Raw genomic sequence first — 25,955 nt, 5'->3', positions numbered from 1 at the left:
CAGGGCGGGCTCGGTGGCCAGGAGGGTGAGCAGTCGGGTGGTGACGGTGCTCAGGATGGGGGTGAAGTCGGCGGTGGGCAGGGTGTGGGTGTGGTTGTCGCCGGTGAGCAGGTGCATGTGCTGGGGGGCGCGGCCGGTGGCGACGCTGACGGCGTGGGCGTAGGCGGCGAGCTGGACGACGGCGCCGGGACCGGGGCGGCGGGCGAGCTTGGTGTCCCAGGGTTCGTAGGTCCAGTCCGAGGGGGCGGGGGTGCGGGTGCGGCCGGTGGCGGGGTCCAGGTCGGAGCGGATGAGGAAGTCGGCGCGGCCGTGGAAGGACACGGCCTGCCCGCCGGGGTCGGGTTCGGTGAGGCGGTGGTGGAAGCTGCCCTGGTAGATGACGGGGACTCCGGCGGCCATGGCGTCGGCGGTGGCCTGGGCGGCCGCGGCCAGGGAGGCGTCTTCGGGGCGGGGGTCGGGCATGCGGGCGACCTCGACCAGGGCGCTGAGGCGTTCGAGTTCGGCCTGTTCGTGGGCCAGGCCGTGCTGGGCCACGAGCGGGTCGATGTCGGCGGGTGCGGGTGCGCCTTCGACGCGGGCGGCCAGGGCGGTCTTCAGGGCGCTGCGGTGGTCGCACTCCAGGGTGTCGACGAGGTCGGTGGGTGAGACGACCCAGCCGGTGGTGGTGCGGAACACGCCCCTGCTCCCCTGTGTGGTGTTGGTGTGGGTGCTGGGGATTGTGCCACGAAGCGGTGACGTGTGGGGACTCACACGCGCGGCGGGGGCGGTGGCCGTGAGGTCGACGCCGGGGCCGGCGGGACCGGCTCGTGCGGACGCGGGCCTGCGCCGAGCACCCGCCCGGGGGGTGTGCGTCGCATCAGGCGGTCGCCGTCATGCTCACCGCGGGCCGGGGCCGGTTGCCCGCCTTCGCCCTGGTGGGGCGGCCGCGAACGCGGGCGCCGCGGCGGCCCCGTCGGGGCGGCCGCGGCGCGCACGCGTGTGGGGGCGGGTGTCAGCCCACGACCTGCCACTCGACCTGGCCCACACCGGCTCCGGTGCCGATGATCTGGTCGAAGGCCGCGGTGGACAGGTCCAGGCAGCGTCCGTCGACGTAGGGGCCGCGGTCGTTGATGCGCACGGTCACGGACTCACCGCTGTTTGGGTTGGTGACCTGGACCTGGGTGCCGAAGGGCAGGGTCTTGTGCGCGGCGGTCATGGCGTTGGGGTCGAACGTCTCACCGTTGGCGGTGGTGCGCCCGGCGAAGTCGGCTCCGTAGTAGGAGGCCTGGCAGGTGCCGCCCTGGCCGGTGGACTCGGAGTCGGAGCCGCTGTCGGCGGCGGGCTCCTCGGCCTCCTCGGTCTCCTCCTCCTCGGGCTCTTCGAGGATGTCGGAGGCGTCGGTGCTGGAGCGCTGGGTGGCGGAGGTGACGGCCTCCTCGGCGAGCTGCTGCTGCTCCTGTCCGGCGTCGGGTGTGGCGTCGTCGGCGACCAGCGGGTCCGGGTCGGCCTGGGGGACGCCCGCGGCGTTGGTGGCGCTTCCCGGGTCGGCGCCGGTGGCGATGACGGCCGCGGCGGCGGTGCCGCCCACCAGCAGTGCGGCCCCGGTGGCCGAGGCCAGGATCAGGGTGCGCTTGCGGCGGGAGCGCTTGGCGGCCACGCGGGGACCCACGGGCGCGTCTGCGCTGGTGGCGTCTTCTTCGGCCGGCGGGTTCTGGGGCTGGTGTGTGCCCACGACGGGTAGTCCTTCGAACGGGAACAGGGCGTGGCGGCGCGGGTGCTCCGAGGCGTGGTGCGCGGCTGCCGTGGCAGGGTGCGCGGGTGGTGCGGCGCCCCGGGTCGCGGGAGGGCGCGGCACCTGGAGCGGGCCGCCGGGTGGTGCGCGGGGTTCTGGGCGCAGATCCTAGGGGTAACGCGAGGGTAACGGTACCGGAAAGGGGGGGTTTGTGGAACTTGTCACCCGGTGATGTGGGGTTCGGGCAGTTCGGGGCGCCGGGGCGGCACGCCCTCGGGGAAGAGGGTGGCGGCCGGGTCGGGCAGGTCCACGCCGCTGAGCCGGGCGACGGCGGTGGACAGGCTGGGGTTGTCCAGGTGTCCGCCCACGGTGCGGATCATGGTGGCCAGGGTGGGCAGGACGGGGGCGCCCAGGGCGGTGACGGCGTAGCGGGTGGCCACGGCCGGGGTGCGCGAGGCGCCCGCCCAGCAGTGCAGCAGGACGCGTTTGCCCTCCGCGCGCAGGGCCGCGACCGCGGCGGCGGCCTCGTCCAGGGTGAAGTGCGGGTGGGAGTTGGCGCCTCTGCGGTCGTGCAGCCACACCCGCACCCAGTCGGCGGCGGGCAGGTGGGGTGCGTCGCTGGGGTGGGTGCGGCACAGCGAGACCGCGGCGTCCACGGTGTCGGGGCGGGCGCGCAGGTGGTCGAGGTTGCCCAGCAGGACGCCCGGGTCCAGGGGGTGGGGGACGGCGAAGGGCGGCAGGCGGCGGGGTTCGGCGACCAGGACGGGGTGCTCGGGCCACAGGGTGGGGTGGGTGCCGCGGGCGGTGGTCAGGGCGGTGGTGGTCAGGGCGTGGGGGTCGGTGGTCTCCGACAGCCGGCGCAGGGCGTGCAGGGGCAGGGCCGAGGCGCCCCACAGGGCGGTGGCCAGGGTGCCGGTGTACAGGGCGGCCCGGTCCCCGGCGGCGGCGTAGGCCGACCAGACGGCGTCGACCAGGTGGGTGCAGGCGAAGGAGCCGCGGGCGGGGTCCTCGGCGGGGCGGCGGGTGCGCGTCAGGGCCCGCCAGGAGGCGCCCAGGGGGTCGTCGGCGGCGGTGTGCTCCAGGGCGGGCGCGGCGGGGGGCAGGGCGCCGGTGCGGGCGGCGGTGCGCAGCGCCCCGGCCCAGGCGCGCTGGACGGGGTCCTCGGGGGGCCCGGGCGGGCGGTCGGGTCCGGCCAGGTCGGTGAGCGCGGCGCGCACCAGGCGGGCGTGGGCGGTGTCGGGGCCGGTGGTGTGCGCGGTCAGGGAGGGGGAGGTGCCGACCAGGGCAGCGGCGGTGGGGGCGCCGAACAGGGCGCCGACGGCCCGGTCGCTGGCGGGGTCGTGGAAGTCGAGCAGGGGGGCGGGTACTGCGGGCATGGCCGTCCTCGTGGGCGGTGCGGATCAGGGTGGGCGGGGAACCCACGGGTGGTCTTCCCCGCCCGGTGGCCCCGCGCACCCGGCGGCCGGTTGTGGCCATGCCTGGGGAGCGCGCGGCCGGGGGCCGGTGCCGTGGGGGTTGCGCGCGGGACGCGGGCCGTGCGAGCGGGCGGTGGAAACGATGGCGGGGCGGAAGGGGGCGGACCCAACGCGGTCGGGCGCACTCGGCCGCGGTCGGCTGAACGCGATCACCCGAACGCGGTCACCGGTTCTGGCCGGCTGGTTCCAGTGAACCCGGTGCAGGGCGCGGGCACCAGCCCCCGTCGCCGCCTGTGGACAGCCTCCCCGCGCGCCGCCGCTTCCCTGCGACCCCCGCGCGCCCACCGCGCCGACGGGACCTCCCGCACCGACCGGTGCCCGGCCCGGGAACACCGGTCTCCACCACCGGTGTCCGTGACCGGATCGCCTTGACGTCCCCTCTGACGAGTGGTCTGGGCTGGTCAGCGCGCTTCCTCCAGGCTTTCCCCGCTCCCCTCCCCCGGCGGCGGATCCCGGGTCAGACAGGCTGGGCGATGGCGGCCCGGCCGTAGCGGGCGGCCACGGCGCGGGCCAGAGCCGGGTCCGGGCACAGCGGGCGCGCCACCACGTCCGCGCCCGCCCCGGCCAGGCGGTCGTGGAAGAGCCCCGGTGCCAGCAGCCAGCTGGCCACGGCCACCCTCCGGTGCCCCCGCTCGCGCAGGCGGGCCACCTGCTCGGCCACGGTGGGCCTGCCGGTGGCGATGAACCCCAGCGCCACGGGGGTGCCCAGGCGCTGGGCCATGCGCTGGGCGGCCTGCTCCAGTTCGGCGCCCGCGCAAGGGTCGGAGGTCCCGGCGCAGGCCAGCACGACGGCGTCCCCGGGCCGGTACCCGGCCCCGACCAGGCGGCGCACGGCGGTGTCCAGGACGGCGGGGTGCTCGCCCAGGGCCGGGGTGATGACGGCGTCGGCGCGTCCGGCGCGGGCGAGCTGGTGGGGGATGTCGGTGCGCACGTGGTAGCCCGAGGCCAGGAACGCGGGCACGACCACCAGGGGCCCGGGGGTGCGGGCGGCGACCTCGCCGACGGTGGGCGCGAGCACGTCGGCGAAGGCCAGGCGGGTGGGCTGGCCCGTCACCTCGGCCACGCGCAGGGCCAGGGAGTGGGCCACGGCGGTGCCGTGGGGGTCGCGGGTGCCGTGGAGGGCCAGCAGCAGGGTGGGGTGTCGGTGCATCGCGTGGCGCGGGCGGCCGGGGCCGGGGTCCGCTTCTTCCTTCCCTCGGGCGGGTGGACCGGTGCGCTCGTCAGAGGGCGGGTTCGGGTGTGTCCAGGGCCAGCCGGTAGCCGCGTTTGACCACGGTCTGGATGATCCGGGAGTCGCCCAGCGCGGTGCGCAGCCGTGCCACGGCCGTCTCCACGGCGTGGGCGTCGGCGTCCTCTCCCAGGCAGGTGAGCAGGCGGGTGCGGTCCAGGACCTGGCCGGGCCTGCGGGCCAGCTCGCGCAGTACGCGCATGAGGGTGGGCGAGAGGGCGCGCACGGTGCCGTCGACCAGGACGGCGTGGCCGCGCAGGCGCAGGCGGTGTCCGGCCACGGGCAGGGTGGGAAAGCGCGCGGGCAGCTCCTCGGCGAGCGCGCGGACCTGGGCGCCGACGCGGGCGCGCTGGGGCCACACGGTGGGGATGCCGTGGGCCATGAGGGGGCGCGCGGTGACCGCGCCCACGCACATGGCCAGGACGTCGCCGCGCAGGGCCTGGACCAGGGCCGCCTGGTGGCCGGTGGTATGGGCGCGGGCCAGCAGCCCCGCCGCGGCCGGGGCGCTGGTGAAGGTGACCGCGTCCACTCCCCCGCCGGTGACGGCCTCGATGAGGCGGTCCAGGGGCGCGGTGTCCTCGGGCTGGGTCCAGCGGTAGACGGGGACCTCGACGACGTCGGCTCCGGCCAGGCGCAGCGCGGCGGTGAAGTCGGGCAGGGGTTCGCCGTGCAGCTGGATGGCCACGCGCAGCCCCTGCACGCCCTGGGCGAGCAGGTAGTCCAGGACCTCGGCGGAGGACTCCGAGGGCGGTGACCACTCCTCGGTGAGTCCGGCGGCGCGGATGGCGCCCTTGGCCTTGGGGCCGCGGGCCAGCAGGCGCGAGGTGCGCAGGCTCGCCAGGAGCGGGTCGACGGTGCCCCAGGTCTCGCAGGCCTCCACCCAGCCGCGGAAGCCGATGCCGGTGGTGGCCACGACGACGTCTGCGGGGCGGCGGGCGAGCTGTTCGGAGACCGCGGCCAGGCGCTGGTCGTCGCTGAGCGGGACGATGCGCAGGGCCGGGGCGGCCAGGACCTGGGCGCCCTTGCGGCGCAGCAGGGCGCTGATCTCCTCGGCGCGGCGCGCGGCGGTGACGGCGACGGTGAACCCGGCCAGCGGCGCGGTGGTCGCGGGTTCGGGCGGGCGCCGCGCGGGCGGGGCCGCGGTCCCACCGTCCGGGGAGGTGTTCACGGTGTGCTCTCCTCGGCGCGTGCGGCGATCTGCACGGCGGTGTCGGTCTGGCGCACGGGCCAGGTGGTCAGGCGCACGTGCTCGTCGTCCAGGCTCTGGCCGGTGCGCAGGGAGAAGACGTTCTTGAGCATGGGTGAGGCGACGGTGGGCTCGCCCGCGCGGTCGCCGACGATGCCGCGCGAGATGACGGCGGCGCCGGTGTAGGGGTCGATGTTGTCGACGGCGTACAGGTGCTGGTCGCGGGTGCGGAACAGGGCCGCCTGGCGGCCGTCGGGGAGCAGCACGGCCACCCCGTCCTCGACGCGCAGGCCCGCCAGGGGGCAGGCGTCGATCCAGGTGGTGGGCTGGGCTTGGGTGGTGACGGTCATCGGGTGGCCTCCTGGGGTCGGCGGGCGGGCATGCCCAGGCTGACGGGAGCGGTGGGGACCGGCTGGTCGCGGGTGGTGGTGAAGCTGATGGTGGGGTCGGGGGTGTCGGGGGCGTTGGCGAAGGAGACGAAGCGCGCGAGCTTGTCGGGGTCGGCCAGGACCGCGGCCCACTCGTCGCCGTAGGAGTTCACGTGGCGTTCCATGGCCTCCTCCAGTTCGGCGGCGATGCCCAGGGAGTCCTCGACGACGACGTCGCGCAGGTGGTCCAGGCCGCCGTCCAGGGACTCGACCCAGGGGGCGGTGCGCTGGAGGCGGTCGGCGGTGCGCACGTAGAACATCAGGAACCGGTCGACGTAGCGGATGAGGGTGTCCTCGTCCAGGTCCGAGGCCAGGAGTTCGGCGTGGCGGGGGGTGAAGCCGCCGTTGCCGCCCACGTACAGGTTCCAGCCCTTGTCGGTGGCGATGACGCCGAAGTCCTTGCCGCGGGCCTCGGCGCACTCGCGGGCGCACCCGGAGACGGCCGCCTTGAGCTTGTGGGGCGAGCGCAGCCCCCGGTAGCGCTCCTCCAGGCGGATGGCCAGGCCCACCGAGTCCTGGACGCCGAAGCGGCACCAGGTGGTGCCCACGCACGACTTGACGGTGCGCAGGGACTTGCCGTAGGCGTGTCCGGACTCGAACCCGGCGTCGACCAGGCGCTTCCAGATGGCGGGCAGCTGTTCGAGGCGGGCGCCGAACAGGTCGATGCGCTGGCCGCCGGTGATCTTGGTGTAGAGGTTGAAGTCGCGTGCGACCTCGCCGATGACGATGAGCTTGTCGGGGGTGATCTCGCCGCCGGGGATGCGCGGCACGACGGAGTAGGTGCCGTTGCGCTGCATGTTGGCCAGGTAGCGGTCGTTGGTGTCCTGGAGGGTGGCCTGTTCACCCTCCAGGATGTGCCCGTTGCCCAGGGAGGCCAGGATGGAGGCCACCGCGGGCTTGCACACGTCGCAGCCGTGCCCGGTGCCGTGGGCGGCGATGAGTCCGGAGAACGTGCTGGTGCCGGTGGCGCGCACGATCTCGACCAGTTCGGCGCGCGACTGGGGGAAGTGCTCGCACAGGGCCTTGGACTGCTCGATGCCCGCCTGGGCGAGGATCTGCTTGAGCATGGGCACGCACGAGCCGCAGCTGGTGCCCGCCTTGGTGCAGGCCTTCAGGGCGGGTACGTCGTGGTTGCCGCAGGCGACGGCCTCGGTCAGCTCGCCCTTGGTGACGGCGTTGCACGAGCAGATCTGGGCGCTCTCGGGCAGGGCGTCGGCGCCCAGGGCGGTGCCCTCGGGGGTGATCAGCGACAACGGGTCGCCGGGCAGCGGGGAGCCGACCAGGGGGCGCAGGGTGGCGTAGGCCGAGGCGTCGCCGACCAGGATGCCGCCGAGCAGTGTGGCGGCGTCGTCGGAGACCACGAGTTTGGCGTAGCGGCCGCTGGCGGCGTCGTTGACGACCACGTCCAGGGCGCCGGGGGTGCGGCCGTGGGCGTCGCCGAAGCTGGCCACGTCCACGCCCATGAGTTTGAGCTTGGTGGAGGTGTCGGCGCCGGTGAAGGTGGCCCGGCCGCCCACGAGCCGGTCGGCGACGACCTCGGCCATGGCGTTGCCGGGTGCGATGAGGCCGTACACGGTGCCCCTGTGGTTGGCGGCCTCGCCCACGGCGTGGATGCGGGCGTCGCTGGTGGTGCAGGTGTCGTCCACGACGATGCCGCCGCGCTCGCCGACCTCCAGCCCGATGGCGCGGGCGAGGTCGTCGCGGGGGCGGATGCCCACGGAGAACACGACCAGGTCGGCGTCCAGGGAGCCCTCGCCCAGTCTCAGGCGGGCCACGCGCCCGTCGGGGCCGGCCTCCACGGCGGTGGAGGCCGAACCGGTGTGGACCCGCACGCCCAGGTCGGTGATCAGGTTGCGCAGCAGGCCTCCGGCGCCCTCGTCGATCTGGGCGGGCATCAGGTGGGGGGCGAGTTCGACCACGTGCGCCTGGACGCCCAGCAGACGCAGGGCGTTGGCGGCCTCCAGCCCCAGCAGGCCGCCGCCGACGACCACGCCGGTGCTCGCGCCGCGGGCGGAGGCGGTGATGGCGTCCAGGTCCTCGATGGTGCGGTAGACGTGGCAGCCGGGCAGGTCGTGGCCGGGCACGGGGGGCACGAAGGGTGTGGAGCCGGTGGCCAGGACGAGCCGGTCGTAGGCCAGGACGCGCCCGCTTTGCGTCGTGACGGTGCGGTTGGCGCGGTCCACGCCCACGGCGCGTTCGTTGACGTGCACGTCCACGTCGGGGCCGCTCAGGTCGCCCAGGGACAGGTCCTGGGCGCTGGCGCCGTCGAAGTAGGAGGACAGGGCCACCCGGTCGTAGGCGGTGCGGGGCTCCTCGCCCACGACGGTGATGTGCCAGTGCCCGGCGGTGTCACGGTCGCGGAGGGCCTCGACGAGGCGGTGGCCGACCATGCCGTTGCCGATGACGACGAGTTCTTCCATGGGCTCCTCCTGCTGCGGGGTCGGACAGGTTTCAGGCAACCTTCCGGGTGTTTCCCGACGGTCAGCCGTATGTGTCGTGCTTGTTTCGATGTGCTGCCACCGCAGGTGGAGGGTGCGTGATGAGCGGTGGGGCCCAGGGTGGGCGCCGGTCGGGCCCCGACCGGGTGCTTGGTCACACCGGGTGTGCTCCGCGGGTCCGGGGCGGCCCCCGGGTCGGGCCGCGGAGCTGTCCGGGGGCCGGGTTCCCGCGGAGTGGGCCGAGCGCACCGAGGAACCGCCCGGCTGGGCGCTGCCGGACCGGCGCGTCGACGGCCGGGGAGTGCTCCGCGGCGGCTTCCGGACCGGCGAGCGGCCGTCCGGGCCGTCTCTCGCAGGACGGTTCGCGCAGGTCGGCCTGGTGGGCTTTCCGAGCGGAACCGGCACGGATACGCCGGTACCGGGTCCCGGTTAGTGTGGCTCGGAGCCGGAGCGGAAACGCGCCCGGGGAACGTGTGGGTGAGCGGGGGGTGGCCTGTGCAGGTCGAGGTGTGGTCCGACATCGTCTGTCCGTGGTGCTACATCGGCAAGCGGCGCCTGGAGAGGGCGCTGGAGCTGTTCGAGCACTCCGACCAGGTCCGGGTGCGCTGGCGCAGCTTCCAGCTGGACCCCTCCTTCCCCACCGGTGCGAGCGAGCCGGTCTACGACTCGCTGTCGCGGAAGATGGGGGCGCCCCGGGAGCAGGTGCGGTCGATGACCGCGCAGGTCACGCAGGTGGCCGCGCAGGAGGGCCTGGACTACGACTTCGCGGGCGGGGTCATGGTCAACACCTTCGACGTCCACCGCCTCATCCACCTGGCACGGATCCGCGGTCTGGAGGCGCGGGCGCAGGAGCGGTTCATGCGCGCCCAGCTGGTGGAGGCCCGCGACCTCAGCGACACCGCGGTCCTGGTGGAGGTGGCGGCCGAGGTCGGCCTGGAGTCCCAGGAGGTGCGGCGGGTGCTGGAGGGCGGGGAGTACGCCGAGGACGTGCGCGAGGACATCGCCCTGGCCCGCCGGTTGGGCGCGACAGGGGTGCCCTTCTTCGTCATGGACCGCGCCGTCGGCATCTCGGGGGCCCAGTCCGTGGAGGTGGTGGTCTCCGCCCTGGACAAGGCCTACCAGGCCGGTCGGGGATAGACGGACACGCCTGGGCGGGGAGTGCGCGGGGCGCCGGATCTCCCCCGCTCGGGGGATGCGGATCCCGCTGCACGGTGAGGTGCGCCGGGGCCCGTGCGCGCGAGGGTGTGGGGGTCAGCAACGACCGCACCTGAGACGAGGAGCAGGCCATGGCCGCCTCACCACCTGTCACCGAGACCCGCCACGAACACCTGAGGCCCACCGCCGCCCCCTGGACGGCCCTGGCCTGGTCGGCGGTGGCCCTGGCCCTGGGGCTGGCCTGGCTGAGCGGGGTGGCCTCGGCGGGCGCCCCCGGGCGCAGCGGGTTCGGCTCGCTGTTCGCCCTGATCGCCCCGGACGCCTCGGGGCCGTTGAACGCCCGGACGGTCTCGGGGGCGGTGTCCCTGCTGCTGGGTGCGGTGGGCGCGGTGTGCGCCGTGCTCATGCTGCGCCCGCGGGGAGGCGGGGGCCGTGCGGTCGAGGCGCTCTCCTGGGCGCTGGGTGCGGTGGTGCTGCTGGTGTTCGTGGACGGGCAGCTCCTGTCCTGGCTGGGGTACACGATGATCCTGCCGGTGGCGGGGTGGATCGTGCCCGACCTGTTCCAGCTGTGGGCGGAGGCGACCTTCACCGCGTCCCACCTGTCCACCCTGTTCTTCGCGGCGGGCGTGGCGGTGTGGGTGGCGGCGGCGCTCACCCACCGCCGTGCGGTGCGCGGCGCCTGCCAGCGCTGCGGGCGCGCACCGGAGTGGGACGCCGGGCACGAGCGCGCCGTGCGGGTCCGGGCGCTGCGGGTGGGCCGGATCGCGGTGGCCGTGGCCTGCGCGGTGGCCCTGTTCTACCCGTCGCTGCGCCTGCCCTGGCTCTTCGGGATCGCGGTGGGGGTCGAGCGGGAGCAGTTCGACGCCATGGCCGCCGACGGCACGATCGTCATCGGGGTGGGGCTGGGCACGGCCGGTCTGGTGGGCGTGGTGCTGATGCTGGGACTCGTCCAGCGCTGGGGCGTGCGCTTCCCGTGGTGGATGGCCGGTCTGGCCGGTCGCCGGGTGCCGGTGGGGCTGGCGGTGGTGCCCGCGTCCCTGGTCGCGTTGGCACTGGTGGCGATGGGCCGCGGCATCGTGGTCGAGCTCCTCGACGCGCAGGCGCGTTCGCTGCTGACCGCCGAGCCGCTGCACACGGCGGCGTTCGCGTCGATGGCGGTCTGGGGCGCGGCGCTGGGGGTGGCCACGGCCGCCTACGCGGTGCGGCGCCGGGCCGAGTGCGCGGGGTGCGGACGCGGGCTGCCCGAGGTGCTGCCCGGTGACGTCCGCGGGGCCCACGGGGTCCGCTAGTGGGCTGGCCGGAAGCGTTGCCGGTGTGACGCAAGGGCCATGAACCGCGCTGACAGGGAAGAACCGGGCCGGTGAACCTCCGCGGTCACCGCACCGGGTCCGCCAGGTGCGCGCGGTGCCAGCACCGCCCGGAACGTCCTGACGGCCGTCTTCCCGACCCGAGGCCCGTGTCCGGCTCACGCCGGGCGCGGGCCTTCCTCCTCGGGGCGGGCCGTGGCCGGTCCGGAGCGGCGGTCCTTGCCGACGCCGCCCCGGCGCGGTGGTCCACGCCGCGTGTGCGGGGCCTTGGGCGTCGTCCTCGCCGTACTCGCGGGCGTCTCGGCGATCGCCGCCCTGGTCGCACCCGTGGTCCGTTCACTCGACGCCCCGGGGACGCGGGAGCCGGCCCACTCCTCAGGGCGGGGTCCGCGGTCATCGCAGAGGACCCCTCCCGAGCTCGCGCTCGCGGACACCCCGCCCTCCGCTCCGGACGTCCGCGCGGTGGAGGAGCCTGCCGTCGACCGGTGAGCGGGCGGTGTCCGGTACCGTTCGCGGCCGCCCTCCTCGACGAGGGGGTGGTTTCAGGCGGGGCATCCCGAGGGAGGTTCCGGTGGGGGCCGTGGCCTGTTCGGTCAGGCTCTCACGTGCGAAGATGTATTTTCTGGTCGAAAGGTGGCATGACGGGTAGGGGTTCGTGAGACGAACGACTGTCGTGCCGGATTCCGGGGTGCTGTCATGCCGGTGCAACACGCGTCCAACGAGTTGATGGTCTCCCTCGTGCGGGCCGGACATCTGGCCACCTTCGAGGAACTGCCCTCACTCGTGGCCAAGAAGGCCGACAGCGCCGGGCTCTCCCAGGCGCGCGTCTACCTCGCCGACCACCAGCAGCAGGTCCTGCGCGAGGTCACGGGAGAGGGGAACGACGCCCACCAGGGCGGTGAGGATTTGCCGGTGGACGACTCCGCGGCCGGTCAGGCCTACGTCACGGGCGTGGCCGTGCGGGTGGAGGACGAGCAGCGCTACTGGGTTCCGGTCCTGGACGGCGCCGAGCGCCTGGGCGTGCTGCATGTGAGCTACCCGGGCGACCCCGACCGCTCGGCGATGCGCGACCTGGCCTCCATGGTGGCGCTTCTGGTCATCGCCAAGCGCTCCAACAGCGACGCCTACGCCCGGCTGATCCGCACCAAACCCATGTCGGTCTCGGCGGAGATGCAGTGGACGCTCATGCCGCCGGGCACCTTCGCCGACTCACGGGTGACGATCTCGGCCGCCACCGAACCGGCCTACGACAACGCCGGTGACTCCTTCGACTACGCCCTGGACGGGGAGACCGCCCACCTGGCGATGTTCGACGCGATGGGCCACGACACCGCCGCCGGGCTCATCGCGAACCTGGCGGTGGGGGCCTTTCGCAACGAGCGCCGCAGGGGCACCCCGCTGGCCGACGTCTGCCGGGGGGTGGAGCACACCCTGATCCAGGAGTTCGTGCGCACCCGTTTCGCCACCGCGGTCCTGGCCGAGCTGAACATGGCCACCGGGGAGCTGTACTGGGTCAACTGCGGCCACCTGCCGCCGGTGCTCATCCGGGGCGAGGAGGTCCGCGACCTGGAGTGCGAGCCCTCCCACCCGCTGGGGATGGACCTGGGGCTGCCGGTGACGGTGTGCCGGGAACAGCTCGAACCGGGCGACCGGCTGCTGCTGTACACCGACGGCATCATCGAGGCGCGCGACTCCGAGGGCCGCGAGTTCGGCGTGGAGCGGTTCGTGGACTTCGTCATCCGCCACCAGGCCGACAACATGCCGGTTCCCGAGACGCTGCGGCGCCTGGTGCACGCGGTGCTGGAGTACCACCACGGCAGGTTCGGCGACGACGCCACGGTGCTCTTCTGCGAGTGGCACGGCTGACCTGGGGCTCCCGGCGCGGGCGCCGCGGTCCCGGCCTGGCCAGCGCGATGGCCGCGTGGGTCCGCGCTGTGTGCGGGGAAAGAGGGGACGGCATGGCTCGAAGGGCGGGGGAGGCCTGGCACAGCGCGTGCGCGGGACGGGTCGGTGGTGCCGCCCGCAGCGAAGGGACGGGGGTGCCGTGGACGCTCCGCGCGGCACGTAGAATCCGCCCATAACACGCGGGCAGGACAACAGAATCCGGGGTGTGGCGTGATGGAGATGGTGCACGTGGTCGTTCCGGTGTTCGCCGTGGTGGCGACCGGCCTGTTCGCCGGGTTGTTCTTCGCGTTCTCGATCGCGGTGATGCCGGGTCTGCGCAGGTCCGGGGACCGGGCGATGATCGAGGCGATGCAGGGGATCAACGTCGCCATCCTCAACCCGTTCTTCGCCGTGGTCTTCATCGGCGCCCCGGTGGCGGCGCTGGCCTGCGCCGTGCTCTACGCCAGCGTCGGGGCGAGCGCCTCCGCCGTGTGGTCGGGGGCGGCGCTGCTCTGCCTGGTGGCGGCCCTGGTGTGCACCTTCGCGGTCAACGTTCCGCGCAACAACGCCCTGGACCGGCAGGGTCCGGCCGAGCGGATCGCGGACCCGGCCGCCGTGCGCACCGCCTTCGAGCCGGTGTGGGTGCGCTGGAACGACGTGCGCACCCTGACGTCCCTGGTCGCGCTCCTGTGCATGGTCCTCGCGCTGCGCTGACCCCGGCCTACGCCCACCGCCACAGGCCCCGGCCCCGGCCGAGCCCAGCCGGAGTCCCCGAAGTCCCGACGGCGGCCGGATGGGGCGGGAAAACCCCTTGCGCACCGGCGGCGCGCGGACGATGCTCCCCCCTATGAGCACACAGCGCGCGGACATGTTCCTGGCCCCGGACGAGGACCCCCGCGAGGGCCGCCCCCGCCCCGTCGGCGAACGCGCCGTCCTGGTCGAGTTCCTGCACCTGCAGCGCACGACCCTGGAGCTGAAGTGCTCGGGTCTGGACGCCGACGCGCTGGCCCGCCGTTCGGTGCCGCCCTCCACCATGTCCCTGCTGGGGCTGGTGCGGCACATGTCGGAGGTGGAGCGGGCCTGGTTCCGGTGCCGCCTGGGCGGTAGGAGTCGCGAACAGGCACCCCTGCTCTACGCCAGCGCGTCCGCACCCGACGGGGACTTCGACGGTGCGGTGGCCGATCCGGCCGTGGTGGAGGAGGCCTGGGCGACATGGCGGGAGGAGTGCGCCCACACCGACGCGTTCGTGGCCCGAGCCCCCGACCTGGAGAGCCCGGCCTGGACCGACCCCCACAACGACCGGGTGTGGGGCCTGCGTGAGGTCCTGGTGCACATGGTGGAGGAGTACGCCCGCCACAACGGGCACGCCGACCTCTTGCGCGAGCGCATCGACGGCCGTCGGGGCCAGTAGCCGGCTCCGGAGCGGCGGCGAACCGGCCCTCCCCTCCCGCCCGCCGCGGGGCCGGACGCTCCGCCCGACCCCGCCTGCCCGGGATAGGCCCGCCCGACCCTCCCTACGGGGCGGACGAGCCGGTTCGGGGACCGCCTCTCCTCCGGGGTCAGACCCCCGCGGTGGCCTGGCCCTGCATCCCCGACAGCAGCGCCCGGACGTCCCGCACGCACCCCCCGCAGCCCGTCGTGGCCCGGGTCCGGTCGGCGATGGCCTCGCGGGTGCGCGCCCCGTCCAGCCAGGCCTGTTCGATGTCGGTGCGGCTGACGGCGTTGCACCGGCACACCAGCGCGTCGGCCGCGCCGTCGGCCTCCTCGGGAGCGGCGCTCGGCAGCCCCTGGAGCAGCGCCAGGCGGTCGGCGGGCACCGGGGCGCCCGTGTCGTAGAGCTGGGCCAGGGTCGCGGCGGCCTCGGGGAAGCCCAGCAGCACCGCGCCCACCACCTTCTCCTCGCGCACGGACAGCTTGGCGTAGCGGCCGCCGTAGGGGTCGCTGATGGTGACCGTCTCCAGGTCGTCTGCGTCCTCCTCATGCACCCGCCCGAACGCGGTCAGCTCGATCCCCTCCGCCTTGAGGCGGGTCAGCGGCCTGGCCCCGGCGTAGAGGGCGTGCGGCGCGGCGCCGGTCAGGCGCCGGGCCAGCACGGCGGCCTGCTCCCAGCCGGGCTGGATGAGTCCGGCCCCGCCGCCGGGGTGCTGGGCGCAGTCGCCGATGGCGTGCACGCGGGCGTCGGAGGTGGAGAGGCGGTCGTCCACGACGACGCCGTGCTCGACCTCGATACCGGCGTCCTTGGCCAGTTCGATGTTGCCGCGCACACCGGCGGTGACCACCAGGGCGTCGCCGGGCAGCACGCGGCCGTCGTCCAGTTCCAGGCCGGTGCCCGGAACCCAGCGGGCGGCCACCCGCCAGGAGTGCACGGTCACGCCCAGGGCGGCGTAGCGTTCGGCCAGGATGCGCGCGGCGGGCTGGTCGATCTGGCGGCGCATGATCCAGGGCGAGGACTCCACCACCGACACGCGCATGCCGCGTCCGACCAGGCCGCGGGCGGCCTCCAGGCCCAGCACGCCCCCGCCCAGGACCACCACGGGGGCTCCCGGGCGGGCCAGAGCGAGCAGCCGCTGGCAGTCGTCCAGGTCGCGCAGGGCCGTCACCCCCTCGCCGGGCGCGCCGTCGGGTCCGGCCACGCCGGTGACCGGGGGGAAGGAGGCACGCGCCCCGGTGGCCAGGACGAGCTCGTCGTAGGGCAGTGCGCTGCCGTCGTCCAGGGTGACGGTGCGCCGTTCGGTGTCCAGGGCGGTGGCGGTGACGCCGGTGCGCACGGTGACGCCCGGGGTGTCGGGGACGGGCAGGCGGATCTGTTCGGGGGTGTAGTCCCCGGCGACCACGCCCGAGAGCAGGACCCGGTTGTAGGCGGGGTGGTGCTCGGTGCCGACCACGCTCACGTGGACCCGTTCTCCGGTCGGGTCCAGGCGTGCGGTCTCCTCGGCGAAGCGGGCGCCGACCATCCCGTTGCCCACGACCACGATCTGACGCGGGGACGCGCCCTGCACGGTGCTCAACTGCTGCCTCCTGGTGTGTGCGTGTCCTCGGGTTCCAACCGCACCGCGCTCACCTTGAACTCGGGCATGCGGCTGGTCGGGTCCAACGCCGGGTTCGTCAGGTTGTTGGCGGACTGGGCGCCCGCGTAGTGGAAGGGCAGGAACACCGTGTCCAGGCGGGCGGTGGGCGTCAACCGCACCCGCGCGCGTGTGTGGCCGCGCCGGGAGATGACGCGGGCCCAGTCCCCCGCGGCGAGCCCGGCGCGCGCGGCGGTGTCGGGGTGCACCTCCACGTACGCCTCCGGTTCGGCCCGGTCCAGTTCGGCGACGCGGCGGGTCTGGGCGCCGGACTGGTAGTGGCCCATCAGCCGTCCGGTGGTCGCCACGAGGGGGTAGTCGGCGTCGGTGTCCTCGGCGGGGGGCCGGTGGGCGACCGGGACCAGGCGGGCGCGGCCGTCGGGGTGGGCGAAGGCGTCCAGGAACAGCCGTGGTGTGGGCGGCTCCTGGGCGCGCACGGGCCAGTGCAGGGCCTCGCCCGAGGCCAGGCGCTCGGGGGTGACGCCGGAGTAGTCCGCCGCTCCCCCGGCCGAGGCCCGGCCCAGCTCGGCCAGGACGGTGTCGGGGTCGGTGGGGAAGCGGTCGGCGGGCTGTCCCAGGCGCACCGCCAGCGCGGAGAGCACCTCCAGGTCGGTGCGCACCCCCTCGGGCGGGGCGGTGGCCCGTGTCCGGCGCAGGACGCGCCCCTCCAGGTTGGTCATGGTGCCGCCCTCCTCCGCCCACTGGGCCACGGGCAGCACGACGTCGGCCATGGCGGCGGTCTCGGAGAGCACGAAGTCGGCGGCCACCAGCAGGTCCAGGGAGGCCAGGCGGGCGCGCACGCGCGCGGTGTCGGGGGCCGAGACGACGGGGTTGGAGCCCAGCAGCAGCATGGCGCGCGGTCCGCCGCCACTGCCCAGGGCGTCGAGGAGTTCGAAGGCCGAGCGGCCCGGGCCGGGAAGGGTGTCGGGGTCCACGCCCCACACCCCGGCCACGTGGGCGCGGGCGGCGGGGTCGTCGATCCTGCGGTAGCCGGGGAGCTGGTCGGCCTTCTGGCCGTGTTCGCGTCCGCCCTGGCCGTTGCCCTGGCCGGTGACGCACCCGTACCCCGAACCCCGGCGGCCGGGCAGGCCCAGTGCCAGGGACAGGTTGATCCAGGCCGAGACGGTGTCGGTGCCCTTGGCGTGCTGTTCGGCGCCGCGTCCGGTCAGGACGTAGGCGGAGCGGTTGCGGGCGGCCCCGCCCAGCAGGTCGGCGGCGGCGCGGATGCGGGCGGCCGGGACGCCGGTGACCTGTTCGGTGCGTTCGGGCCACCAGGCGGCGGCGTGCTCCCAGGCGGCCTCGAACCCGGTGGTGCGCTCGGCGAGGAACTCCTCGTCGCACCAGCCCTGGACGCGGGCGGCGTGCAGGAGCCCCAGGGCCAGGGCCAGGTCGGTGCCGGGGCGGGGGGCCAGGTGCATGCCGCCGCCCGAGAGCGCGGCCTGGGCGGTGGCCGAGCGGCGGGGGTCGATGACGATGAGGGTGGGCGCGGACAGGTGGCCCATCATCGGCGGCATGGTCTCGGCCGGGTTGGCCCCGGCCAGCAGGACCACCTCGGCCTCACCGACGTCGGTCAGCGGGAAGGGCATCCCGCGGTCCAGGCCGAAGGCCCGCGTGCCCCCGGCCGCGGCCGAGGACATGCAGAACCGGCCGTTGTAGTCGATCTGGGAGGTGCCCAGGGCCAGGCGGGCGAACTTGCCCAGGGTGTAGGACTTCTCGTTGGTCAGGCCGCCGCCGCCGAAGACCGCGACGGTGTCGGGCCCGGACTCGGCGCTCAGGGCCAGCAGGCGTTCGGCGACGTGGTCCAGGGCGGTGTCCCAGTCGGTCTCGACCAGGTCGGAGCCGCGGTCCTTGCGCAGCAGGGGGCGGGTGAGGCGGTCGGGGACGGTGAGGACCTCGGCGGAGGTCCAGCCCTTGCGGCACAGTCCGCCGCGGTTGGTGGGGAAGGGCGCGGGGCGGGCGGCCAGGCGCCCGTCGGGCCCGGGCTCCAGGTGCATGGCGCACTGGAGCGCGCAGTAGGGGCAGTGGGTGGTGGTCATCGGTCGGCGCTCTCCACGCTGGCGGCGCCGACCGGGGAGGCGGCGGGGCGGCGCAGGTAGACCGCCCAGGTGACGGCGGCGCACACCAGGTAGAAGGCGCCGAAGGCGGCGAAGGCCGGGGCGGTGGAGCCGGTGGCGGCGAAGGACTCGCGGAAGGCGATGTTGACGCCCACCCCGCCCAGGGCGCCGACCGCGCCGATGAGGCCGAGCACGGAGGAGGCCACGCGCTTGGTGCGGGCCAGGGCCTGCTCGCGGGGTTCCCCGGCGGCGACGGCGTCCTCGGCGCGGGCGGCGTAGAGGGAGGGGATCATCTTGTAGGTGGAGCCGTTGCCCAGGCCGGTGAGGACGAACATCACCGCGAACGCGCCGATGAACAGGGCCAGCTGGGCGGCCTGGACGGAGAGCACCAGGACGGCGGAGCAGGCGGCCATGGCCAGGAAGACCCACAGGGTGACGCGGGCCCCGCCCAGGGAGTCGGCCACCCGGCCGCCCACGGGGCGGATGAGGGAGCCGATGACCGGGCCGAGCACGGCGATCGCGGCGGACTGCACGGGCGCCAGCCCGAACTGGGACTGCAGCAGCAGCCCGAAGGCGAATCCGGTGCCGATGAAGGAGCCGAAGGTGCCCACGTACAGCAGCGACATGATCCAGAAGTGGCGGTCGCGGGTGGCCGACAGCTGCGCGGAGACGTCGTTGCGCACGTGGGCCAGGTTGTTCATGGACCGGTGCGCCCACCAGGCGGCCACCAGGATCAGCGGCGCGTAGAACAGCGGGACCAGGTACCCGGCGGAGGTGGTGAACAGGGCGATGACGGCCAGGCCGACCAGTTGGACGGTGGCCACGCCGATGTTGCCGCCGCCCGCGTTCAGGCCCAGTGCCCACCCCTTCTCCCGTTCGGGGAAGTAGGAGTTGATGTTGGCCATGGAGGAGGAGAAGTTGCCGCCGCCCACGCCCGCGGTGGCGGCCAGGACCAGCAGCAGCCAGAAGGGGGTGTCGGGGTCGCGGACGAGGAAGAAGGCGGCGGCGGTGGGGACGATGAGGGTCAGGGTGGAGACGACCGTCCAGTTGCGTCCGCCCAGGGCGGGCACGGCCAGGGTGTAGGGCACGCGCAGGATCGCGCCGACCAGGGTGACCACCGACAGGAGCAGGAACTTCTGCTCGGGGGTGGTGGAGAAGCCGTGCTCGGGGATCATGAAGAGCACGAGCACCGACCAGATGCTCCACACGGAGAAGCCGATGTGCTCGGAGGCGATGGAGGCCCACAGGTTGCGGCGGGCCACGCGTCGCCCGCCGTCGTTCCAGAACCGCTCGTCCTCGGGGTCCCAGGCGGAGATCCAGCTCTTACCGGTGCGCGGTGCGCGCGGGCCAGTCTCTGAGGCCACGGCCGTGCCTTCCTGCTCGACGGCTGCTGACGAAACCGAAGGTAGGGAGCCCGCGTTGCCTGGAGGTGTCCAGCCGTAACACGCGGGAAACAGTCGGCTCACCCGGAGCGCGCGGCCGCGGTGAGAAGGCCCGTCATGCCTGGTGGGAGGGGTGGGGGCGTTCACGGCGCGGCGGGCCCCGCACCGGCTGGTGTGGGGCGGATCACCTCCGCTGGCGTTCCCGCCCCGGGGCTCCCGGGTACGGCGGACCGCCGTGAGCGGGCGCCGCCCCCGGAAGATACCGGACATCCGTGCCACTGAGGGGCTGGAGAGCGTGAGTTGTGGCCGGAATCCGACCGCTTCCCCTCCTAGCGTGGGAGCACTTCCGTCGAGCACAAGGAGTCCATGATGCGTATCGCCGTGACCACCCCGACCGGCAACGTCGGCCGCCACGTGGTGACAGGCCTGGTCCGCGCGGGTGTGCGCCCGCGCGTGCTGATGCGCGACCCGGCCCGGTTGGACCCGGCGCTGGCCGACTGGGTCGACCCGGTCGCCGTGGACCAGGGCGACCGGGACGCGGTCCTGGCCGCGACCGCGGGCGTGGACGCGCTGTACTGGGTGAGCCCGCCGACCCCGGCCGAGGACCCGGTCGCCGAGCACGCCCGGATGGGTGCGCACGCCGCCCGCGCCGTCACCGCCAACGGGATCTCCCGCGTCGTCTTCCAGAGCAGCGTCGGCGCGGAGAGGCGCTCCGGGGCCGGGGAGATCGACGGGCTGGCCCGCACCGAGCAGCTGCTGGAGGAGACCGGCGCGACCGTGGCGCACCTGCGGTGCGGCTTCTTCTTCAGCAATCTGCTGATGGAGCTGGACGCCATCCGCTCCGGCACCGTCTCGGTGGTGCTGCCCTTGGACCATCCGATGCCCTGGGTCGCGCCGCGCGACATCGCCGACACGGCCGTGGGCCTGCTGCTCAACCCCGACCTGGAGGGCCGGACCGTGCGGGCCGTGCACGGCCCCGCCGACCTGACCTGGGAGCAGGCCGCGACCGTGGTCACCGAGGTGACGGGGCGCCGGGTGCGCGCCGAACGCGTTTCCGACGGGCGCATGCGCGAGGTGCTCGCGGGCGCCGGCCTGGGGCCCGGCTCCGTCGAGGCGATCATGGGCATGTCCACCGGGCTGCGTGACGGCTTCACACCCGAGCAGCCCCGCACCGTGGCGACCACGACGCCGACCACCCTGACCGCCTGGTGCCGGGACGAGCTGCGGCCCCTGCTCTGACCATCCCGGTACCGCACCCGCCGGACCTCCCCGGTCACGGCCGAGGAGGCCCGGCCTTCTGTCGCCTACCGGGCCTTCGTGCAGGCACGGATCTGTTCGGTCAGCCGAGCGAGTTCGGCCGCCGCCGCGGGCGAGTCGTCGCTGAGCCCGCTGTGCACGGCCGTCGGGCTTCGCGGGAAGCGCCGCAGCGTGGCCACGAGCAGTCCTTCCGGCAGGGTCCGCAGCGCGGCGAACCCGCGAGGGGTCGGTGGCGTCGGCATCCCGCCACAGCGCGGCAGGGCCCCGCGATCCGCCAACTCGTCCTCCAAGCCCCGGCCCCGTCATCGCGATGACGCTCGGCCACCACGACACGACAGCCACCCGCCTGGTCACTGAAGCCGGAGGAATCTGGAGCCGATACGCCTCCGAAGACCACACACGGTGACACCAGGCACGGCCTCGACGAGGAATACGCGACACCTCAACATGCGAGCCCACCAGTCCCGAGGCCGGTCACTTGCGAAGGCGAGAACGGTACTCGCCCGGGGCCGTGCCCCGGGCACGTTTGAAGGCACGGCTGAAAGCGTGAGGAGAGCCGTATCCGACCGCGCCGGAGATCGACTCGACCGGCTCATCGGTATCGCGGAGCCGGACGGACGCCAGGTCGATGCGCCACTGCGTCACGTACGCGCCCGGCGTCTGTCCGAGGGCGGACCGGAAACGCCTGGACAGCGTCGCCCGGGAGACGCTCGTCGCGGCGGCCAGGGTCTCCGTGGTCCAGGGGCGTCCCGGTTGGGCGTGGACACATGCCAGAGCGTCGCGCACGACCGGATCACGCATCGCTCCCAGCCATGAGCCGGACTGCTCCTGCGGGTGGCGGGCCAGCCAGGCGCGTACGAACTGGATGAGCAGAAGGTCGACGATGCTGTTGATGGCGGCGGTGGTGCCGATCTGCGGCTGTGCGAGCTCAGCAGTGAGAAGTTCGACGGTCCTTCTGAGCTGCGCGTTCTCCCGGGCCGTGACGTGCATCGGCCGAGCGAGGGAGGTAAGCACCGGTGTGCGTACCTCCGGGTCCTGCTCATAGTGCAGGACGATCACTTCCGTCTGCGCCGGCGCCGAGCCCAGCCGCAGGGCCCGGCCATCGCCAAAAGCCCGGGCCGCCGCCTCACGGTCGCAGGAACCCATCGTCACGCTGGCGCCGTCGGCTATCCCGTGTGCGGTGCCCGGCGACACCAGGACGGCGTCTCCGGCCTGCACCTGAAGAGGTTTCTCGCCTGTGACGTGGAGCCACACAGTGCCGCGGGACACCACGTGCAGTGCCGCTCCTGGATAGGAGTCCAGCCACAGGCCCCAGGTTCCTCCGGCCTTCAACATGACCCCGAGCGCCCCACGCGCACCCGAAACACGCAAGACCTCCGCCAGTACATCCATGGGTCCATCCTCGTCCAACACGGCGAACCGCCCACCGACGGGCGAGGCGCATGTGTCCTCGTCCACAGCGTTAGGCCACGTCAAGAACGGCCTTTCCGTGCACCTTGCGCGCGAACAGCGCCTGGACGGCGTCGTCCACGTCCTGCCAGTCGCCTCGCAGTCCGACCGGTGCCGAGAGCCTCCCTGCGGCCATGAGGCCCAGCAGGTCCGTCAGCTCCCCGCTGGTCGGCGTCATGTCGCCGTAGGTGGCGATGCTGCGGGGTTCGCCGAAGCCGAACAAGGTCCCTGCCGGGAACGTGGTTTCCTGCCCCGAGGAGTATCCGACCAGGTGGATGGTGCCGCCCTCGGCGAGGGAACTCCAGGCCTGGACCACCAGTGGTCCGCCGACCGTGTCCAGGACGAGGTCGAACCGGTCCCCGGTCTCGGCCAGGTCGGTCAGGACCTTGTCGGCGCCGAGTTCACGGAGTCCGGCGGCCCGTTCCGGCGAACCGACGAGTGCCGTCACCCGGGCGCCCGCCAGCGCCGCCAGCTGGACGGCGAAGCGCCCCACGCCCCCGCTGGCGCCGGTGATCAGGACGTTGCGCGCCAGCAGGGAACGCTTGCGCAGCACCCGCAACGGGGTGGCTCCGGCGATCCCCAGCGCGGCGGCGTCGGCCAGGTCCACGCCCTCGGGGACGGTGCCGAGCGAGGCGGGGCTGACCGCCACCCGCTCCGCCCACGCGTGGGGAGCCATTCCCACCGCGACGCGCGTACCTTCGGGCGGCCCCGAGCCGTCGGATGCGGCGCGCACCACGACGCCGGCCGCGTCGTGACCGTGCACAGCGCCGGCTGGCCACTGGTCCACGTAATTCAGCTCTCCGAAGTTGAGACCGATGTGCCGTACCTCCACCAACGTCTCACCGGCGGACGGTACGGGCTCATCGACATCGGCGAACCGGACAGGTCCGGCCTCACTGTGATCGACCACAAGGGCGCGCATAAGGGGTGTGTTTCCTTCTCTCGTGAGTGCGCCTGAACACTCGGCGCTGCAGCAGATCGAGTGCGCAAATGCCGCACTTCCGTCTTCTTGAAACGCTACGCAGGACCGGGACAGCGACCAGATCCGTGAGAATCAATCAGTTGACGATCTGTGTCAGTGCGACTCGCGGCGCGTCGATCCCTGCACCCGTCCGGTGGGTGACGCTGTGACGGGCACAGGCACGCCCGGCAACGTAATGATCTTGAGGCGTCAGCGCTTCCGTCAGGCGGCGGGGTCGGGCTGGGCGACCGCGTCGACGCCGGGGCGGGCGTTCCGCTCCAGGGAGGGGACGGAGGTGCGGCAGGAGCGGGCCAGGAGCGTCGAGGTGAAGGTGCCGCTCCACGCGCGGCCCCGCGGACGTCGCCGCGGGTCGTGGTCAGCGATGCCGAAGACAACAGGGCACTATCTGCGCGAGGACTCCCTATTTTCCTCTATCTGTCCGTGATTGCAGGGAATGAAAGAGGAAGATAGGGTGTCTTTGTGGCAGAAAGCTTCTACTCCGTGGACCAGGTCGCCGAACTCCTGGGCCTGCACGTGCGCACCATCCGCAACTACGTGCGCGACGGGCGTCTGCACGCCGTGCGCATCGGCAAGCAGTACCGCATCGCCCACGCCGACCTGGAGGCCTTCACCGGCGCAGGCGTCCCGGCCCCGGCCGAGGAGCCCGATCCGCCACGGCACACCGAGGTGTCGAGCATCGTCGAGATCGACGGAGTCGACGCCCGCACCGCCGACCGGGTGAGCACCATGCTCACCACCGTGGCCGCCGGCCCCCGCCCCGGCGGCCAGCCGCTGCGCGTGCAGACCCTCCACGACCCCGGCCGGGGCCGGATGAAGATCGTCGTCCTGGGCGGCCTCAACGAGACCGCCCGCCTGCTCGACTGCCTGGAAGGCGTCCTGGCCCCATGACCACGATCTACACCTCCCCCGACGGCGAGCGCGAACTCAGGGCCCACTATCTCCGGGCCCTGGAGGCCTGGCCGGTGCCCGCCGACCACCTGCGCGTCCCCACCGGCCAGGGCGAGACCTTCGTGCTGGCCTGCGGACCCCGGGACGCGCCGCCGGTTCTGCTCCTGCACGGCTCGGGCGCCAACGCCACCGCCTGGAGCGCGGACGCCGCCGAACTGGCCGGCCGCGCACGCGTGTACGCCGTCGACGTCATCGGTGAACCCGGACTGAGCGCCCCCGCGCGCCCGCCCCTGGACTCCGACGCCCACGCACGGTGGCTGGAGGAGGTCATGGACGGGCTCGGACTCGTCGACGCCTCGGTCGTGGGGATGTCCCTCGGCGGCTGGCTGGCCCTGGACCTGGCCACCCGCCGCCCGGATCGGGTGCGGCGCCTGGGACTGCTGTGCCCGGGCGGACTGGGCCGACAGCGCACCGGCAGGATCCTGGCGGGCACGGCGCTGCGCGTCCTCGGCCCCTGGGGCCGGCGCAGGTCCGTCCAGGCCATGACCGGCCTGTCGGCGGACGAAACCCGCTCCGCCCTGGAGTCGGTGGAGCGCACCTTCGCCCACTTCCGGCCGCGCACCGAGACGCTGCCCCGCTTCTCCGACCGGGCCCTGGCCAGGCTGTCCATGCCCGTGCTGGCGATCGTCGGCGAGCGCGACGCCATGTTCGACTCCGGCCAGAGCGCCCGGCGCCTGCGGGAGTCGGTCCCCCACGCCGCCGTGAGCGTCCTGCCCGGCGTCGGCCACGCCGTCCTGGGACAGGGCCCGGCGATCACGGCCTTCCTGGACTCCTGAGGGCATCCGCGCCGCCCCGGGCTCCGGGCCCGGGGCGGCGGGGTGCTCAGGAATCGGCGGCCGGGGCGCGCATGGCGTCGGCGATCCAGGCGTAGGGCAGCGTGTCCTCCTCGGGCGGAGTCCCGTTGACCACCGCCACCAGAGCCAGGTACCGGCCGTGGGTGTCGTCGTAGACGGGGTCCTCGGAGGCGGCGTCCTCCTCGGCGATCTGGCGCTCGATGTCGGGGATCCGCCGGAACGCCTCGGCCAGCCGGTCGCGGAGCTCGGGGGTGAGCGGGTTGTCGGACACCCCCGCGGCCGCCTCCATGAAGCGCGTGACGGCCTCCTGCGCCCAGGGGGAGCGGGGGGACTCACCGGCGCGGTGCGCGGCCAGGACCTCCTTGATGAGCGCGGTCCCGCTCCCGTACATGAAGTCCTGGAACCGCGGGCTCGCGATGTCCCTGCCCACGTCCGTGGAGTAGGTGTCGCGCAGGTAGGTGCGGACCGCGTCGCGAAAGGCCGGGTCCCGTACCAGGTCGGCCAGTTCGATCCACGCCTCCAGTTGGGCGGCCGTGGGGTCCGCGGGCAGGGCCGGGCGCATCGTGCGCAGCCGGTCGACGAAGCCCTCGGGGACGTCGAGGCCCGCGCCGACGTCGTTCCAGAACTCGTCGACGACCTGTTCGCGCTCCTCGTCGGTCATCGAGACGAGTTTGTGCATCAGGTCGGCCTGTGCGGTCGTACCGCCCTGTTTGATCAGGGTCCGCAGCACCGCCCTCCTGGCCCGCAGAGTGCGCTCCTGGCGCTCGACGATCTCCAGGTGGGTGGTGAGCAGGCCGTGCAGGGTCGTGCCGCCTTGGAGCAGCCGGCGGATCTCGTCCAGGTCGGTGTCCAGCTCGCGCAGGGTGCGGACGAGTTCGAGGCGGGCGATGGTGTCGACGTCGTACAGGCGGTGGCCCGCCTCGGTCAGGTGCGTGGGCTCGACGACTCCGGCGTCGGCGTAGAAGCGGACGGCGCTGACGCTCAGGCCGCTGCGGCGCGCGGCGTCTCCGATGGGGTACAGCTCGTGTTCGTGCATGGGAGCCACTGTGGTACCTCAAGCCGCTTGAGATGCAAGCCCGTGCGGCCCGGCGGGTGCACTGAGGCGCGGATCAGGTTCGGAGCGGGGAACCCGTCCTCCTCGGCCCGCACGGGGCCGACGGCCTCGCTCCGGCACGCGGCGGCGCGCCCGTGGGCGGCTGGAGTCCCCGGCCG

21 protein-coding genes and 2 pseudogenes are annotated in these 25,955 nt (G+C 74.1%); 8 read left to right on the top strand and 15 right to left on the bottom strand.

What is annotated here, in order from left to right; translation table 11 throughout:
• The 7 genes and pseudogenes from HGB44_RS10070 to nirB all read right to left on the bottom strand — a co-directional run.
• A pseudogene (locus HGB44_RS10070) lies at positions 1-675 on the bottom strand (TM0106 family RecB-like putative nuclease); the annotation flags it as partial.
• Between the two features lie 316 nt (positions 676-991).
• Positions 992-1,711 (bottom strand): septal ring lytic transglycosylase RlpA family protein, encoded by a 720-nt coding sequence (locus HGB44_RS10065; RefSeq protein WP_061080459.1) that lies wholly within the window; start codon positions 1,709-1,711, stop codon positions 992-994.
• 221 nt (positions 1,712-1,932) lie between these two features.
• Complete coding sequence (locus HGB44_RS10060) at positions 1,933-3,087, bottom strand: protein-tyrosine phosphatase family protein (protein ID WP_061080458.1); 1,155 nt, start codon at positions 3,085-3,087, stop codon at positions 1,933-1,935.
• 556 nt (positions 3,088-3,643) lie between these two features.
• A complete protein-coding gene (locus HGB44_RS10055; RefSeq protein WP_061080457.1) occupies positions 3,644-4,336 on the bottom strand; it encodes a sirohydrochlorin chelatase in 693 nt (230 codons plus the stop codon).
• Between the two features lie 70 nt (positions 4,337-4,406).
• Positions 4,407-5,582, bottom strand: a complete 1,176-nt coding sequence (locus HGB44_RS10050; RefSeq protein WP_061080456.1) for a uroporphyrinogen-III synthase — start codon at positions 5,580-5,582, stop codon at positions 4,407-4,409.
• Entirely contained in the window at positions 5,579-5,950 is a 372-nt protein-coding gene (nirD, locus tag HGB44_RS10045; RefSeq protein WP_061080455.1) for a nitrite reductase small subunit NirD, read from the bottom strand. The genes HGB44_RS10050 and nirD overlap by 4 nt, the downstream gene beginning before the upstream one ends.
• Positions 5,947-8,448: a nitrite reductase large subunit NirB gene (gene nirB, locus HGB44_RS10040; protein WP_061080454.1), complete on the bottom strand. Its 2,502-nt coding sequence runs from the start codon at positions 8,446-8,448 to the stop codon at positions 5,947-5,949. Before nirB ends, nirD begins: the two co-directional genes overlap by 4 nt.
• 513 nt (positions 8,449-8,961) lie before the next feature.
• Between nirB and HGB44_RS10035 the strand changes: the two genes are divergently transcribed.
• The 5 genes from HGB44_RS10035 (at position 8,962) to HGB44_RS10015 (ending at position 14,223) form a co-directional block, all read left to right on the top strand.
• Positions 8,962-9,603, top strand: a complete 642-nt coding sequence (locus HGB44_RS10035; protein WP_061080453.1) for a DsbA family oxidoreductase — start codon at positions 8,962-8,964, stop codon at positions 9,601-9,603.
• A 149-nt stretch (positions 9,604-9,752) separates the two neighbouring features.
• Complete coding sequence (locus HGB44_RS10030; protein ID WP_061080452.1) at positions 9,753-10,910, top strand: hypothetical protein; 1,158 nt, start codon at positions 9,753-9,755, stop codon at positions 10,908-10,910.
• Between the two features lie 714 nt (positions 10,911-11,624).
• Positions 11,625-12,794, top strand: coding sequence for a PP2C family protein-serine/threonine phosphatase (locus HGB44_RS10025; RefSeq protein WP_061080450.1), 1,170 nt, complete (start codon positions 11,625-11,627; stop codon positions 12,792-12,794).
• Between the two features lie 249 nt (positions 12,795-13,043).
• On the top strand, positions 13,044-13,526 hold the full coding sequence (locus HGB44_RS10020) for an anthrone oxygenase family protein (protein ID WP_061080449.1): 483 nt from the start codon (positions 13,044-13,046) through the stop codon (positions 13,524-13,526).
• Between the two features lie 133 nt (positions 13,527-13,659).
• Positions 13,660-14,223 carry a DinB family protein gene (locus HGB44_RS10015; RefSeq protein ID WP_061080448.1) on the top strand — a complete coding sequence of 188 codons (564 nt, stop codon included), beginning with the start codon at positions 13,660-13,662 and terminating at the stop codon, positions 14,221-14,223.
• 148 nt (positions 14,224-14,371) lie between these two features.
• Here HGB44_RS10015 and HGB44_RS10010 read toward each other — a convergent pair whose 3' ends face one another.
• The 3 genes from HGB44_RS10010 to HGB44_RS10000 are packed head-to-tail and all read right to left on the bottom strand — an operon-like array spanning position 14,372 to position 19,295.
• Positions 14,372-15,820, bottom strand: a complete 1,449-nt coding sequence (locus tag HGB44_RS10010; RefSeq protein WP_061080447.1) for an FAD-dependent oxidoreductase — start codon at positions 15,818-15,820, stop codon at positions 14,372-14,374.
• Positions 15,817-17,913: a molybdopterin oxidoreductase family protein gene (locus HGB44_RS10005; RefSeq protein WP_061080446.1), complete on the bottom strand. Its 2,097-nt coding sequence runs from the start codon at positions 17,911-17,913 to the stop codon at positions 15,817-15,819. The genes HGB44_RS10010 and HGB44_RS10005 overlap by 4 nt, the downstream gene beginning before the upstream one ends.
• Positions 17,910-19,295 carry an MFS transporter gene (locus HGB44_RS10000; protein ID WP_061080445.1) on the bottom strand — a complete coding sequence of 462 codons (1,386 nt, stop codon included), beginning with the start codon at positions 19,293-19,295 and terminating at the stop codon, positions 17,910-17,912. Before HGB44_RS10000 ends, HGB44_RS10005 begins: the two co-directional genes overlap by 4 nt.
• 387 nt (positions 19,296-19,682) lie before the next feature.
• Between HGB44_RS10000 and HGB44_RS09995 the strand changes: the two genes are divergently transcribed.
• Positions 19,683-20,552, top strand: a complete 870-nt coding sequence (locus tag HGB44_RS09995) for an NmrA family NAD(P)-binding protein (RefSeq protein WP_061080481.1) — start codon at positions 19,683-19,685, stop codon at positions 20,550-20,552.
• A 65-nt stretch (positions 20,553-20,617) separates the two neighbouring features.
• Here the strand turns inward: HGB44_RS09995 and HGB44_RS09990 are convergent, their stop codons facing one another.
• From HGB44_RS09990 to HGB44_RS32830, 4 genes and pseudogenes are all read right to left on the bottom strand, one after another.
• On the bottom strand, positions 20,618-20,812 hold the full coding sequence (locus tag HGB44_RS09990; RefSeq protein ID WP_231972414.1) for a hypothetical protein: 195 nt from the start codon (positions 20,810-20,812) through the stop codon (positions 20,618-20,620).
• Positions 20,813-21,044: 232 nt separating this feature from the next.
• Positions 21,045-21,962: an AraC family transcriptional regulator gene (locus HGB44_RS09985; RefSeq protein WP_061080480.1), complete on the bottom strand. Its 918-nt coding sequence runs from the start codon at positions 21,960-21,962 to the stop codon at positions 21,045-21,047.
• Between the two features lie 70 nt (positions 21,963-22,032).
• Positions 22,033-22,695 carry a zinc-binding dehydrogenase gene (locus tag HGB44_RS09980; RefSeq protein WP_231972416.1) on the bottom strand — a complete coding sequence of 221 codons (663 nt, stop codon included), beginning with the start codon at positions 22,693-22,695 and terminating at the stop codon, positions 22,033-22,035.
• A gap of 6 nt (positions 22,696-22,701) precedes the next feature.
• A pseudogene (locus HGB44_RS32830) lies at positions 22,702-22,941 on the bottom strand (alcohol dehydrogenase catalytic domain-containing protein); the annotation flags it as partial.
• 519 nt (positions 22,942-23,460) lie between these two features.
• Here HGB44_RS32830 and HGB44_RS09975 point away from each other — a divergent pair.
• Both HGB44_RS09975 and HGB44_RS09970 read left to right on the top strand, forming a co-directional pair.
• Positions 23,461-23,889 carry a helix-turn-helix domain-containing protein gene (locus HGB44_RS09975; protein WP_061080443.1) on the top strand — a complete coding sequence of 143 codons (429 nt, stop codon included), beginning with the start codon at positions 23,461-23,463 and terminating at the stop codon, positions 23,887-23,889.
• Complete coding sequence (locus tag HGB44_RS09970) at positions 23,886-24,725, top strand: alpha/beta fold hydrolase (RefSeq protein ID WP_061080442.1); 840 nt, start codon at positions 23,886-23,888, stop codon at positions 24,723-24,725. The genes HGB44_RS09975 and HGB44_RS09970 overlap by 4 nt, the downstream gene beginning before the upstream one ends.
• A gap of 46 nt (positions 24,726-24,771) precedes the next feature.
• Here the strand turns inward: HGB44_RS09970 and HGB44_RS09965 are convergent, their stop codons facing one another.
• Positions 24,772-25,779 carry a MerR family transcriptional regulator gene (locus HGB44_RS09965; protein WP_061080441.1) on the bottom strand — a complete coding sequence of 336 codons (1,008 nt, stop codon included), beginning with the start codon at positions 25,777-25,779 and terminating at the stop codon, positions 24,772-24,774.
• Positions 25,780-25,955 lie beyond the last annotated feature (176 nt).

The organism is Nocardiopsis alborubida, assembly GCF_012396365.1.
Lineage (GTDB): Bacteria > Actinomycetota > Actinomycetes > Streptosporangiales > Streptosporangiaceae > Nocardiopsis > Nocardiopsis alborubida.
Note: the sequence above shows the minus strand (reverse complement) of the source record. Positions and strands in the feature narration are given on the sequence as shown.

Bases quoted from the DNA above. Each gene is read 5' to 3' on its own strand.
- HGB44_RS10060 (WP_061080458.1), bottom strand. From the start codon at position 3,087: ATGCCCGCAGTACCCGCCCCCCTGCTCGACTTCCACGACCCCGCCAGC.
- HGB44_RS10055 (WP_061080457.1), bottom strand. From the start codon at position 4,336: ATGCACCGACACCCCACCCTGCTGCTGGCCCTCCACGGCACCCGCGAC.
- nirD (WP_061080455.1), bottom strand. From the start codon at position 5,950: ATGACCGTCACCACCCAAGCCCAGCCCACCACCTGGATCGACGCCTGC.
- nirB (WP_061080454.1), bottom strand. From the start codon at position 8,448: ATGGAAGAACTCGTCGTCATCGGCAACGGCATGGTCGGCCACCGCCTC.
- HGB44_RS10030 (WP_061080452.1), top strand. From the start codon at position 9,753: ATGGCCGCCTCACCACCTGTCACCGAGACCCGCCACGAACACCTGAGG.
- HGB44_RS10025 (WP_061080450.1), top strand. From the start codon at position 11,625: ATGCCGGTGCAACACGCGTCCAACGAGTTGATGGTCTCCCTCGTGCGG.
- HGB44_RS10015 (WP_061080448.1), top strand. From the start codon at position 13,660: ATGAGCACACAGCGCGCGGACATGTTCCTGGCCCCGGACGAGGACCCC.
- HGB44_RS10005 (WP_061080446.1), bottom strand. From the start codon at position 17,913: ATGACCACCACCCACTGCCCCTACTGCGCGCTCCAGTGCGCCATGCAC.
- HGB44_RS09995 (WP_061080481.1), top strand. From the start codon at position 19,683: ATGCGTATCGCCGTGACCACCCCGACCGGCAACGTCGGCCGCCACGTG.
- HGB44_RS09990 (WP_231972414.1), bottom strand. From the start codon at position 20,812: ATGCCGACGCCACCGACCCCTCGCGGGTTCGCCGCGCTGCGGACCCTG.
- HGB44_RS09985 (WP_061080480.1), bottom strand. From the start codon at position 21,962: ATGGATGTACTGGCGGAGGTCTTGCGTGTTTCGGGTGCGCGTGGGGCG.
- HGB44_RS09980 (WP_231972416.1), bottom strand. From the start codon at position 22,695: ATGGCTCCCCACGCGTGGGCGGAGCGGGTGGCGGTCAGCCCCGCCTCG.
- HGB44_RS09970 (WP_061080442.1), top strand. From the start codon at position 23,886: ATGACCACGATCTACACCTCCCCCGACGGCGAGCGCGAACTCAGGGCC.
- HGB44_RS09965 (WP_061080441.1), bottom strand. From the start codon at position 25,779: ATGCACGAACACGAGCTGTACCCCATCGGAGACGCCGCGCGCCGCAGC.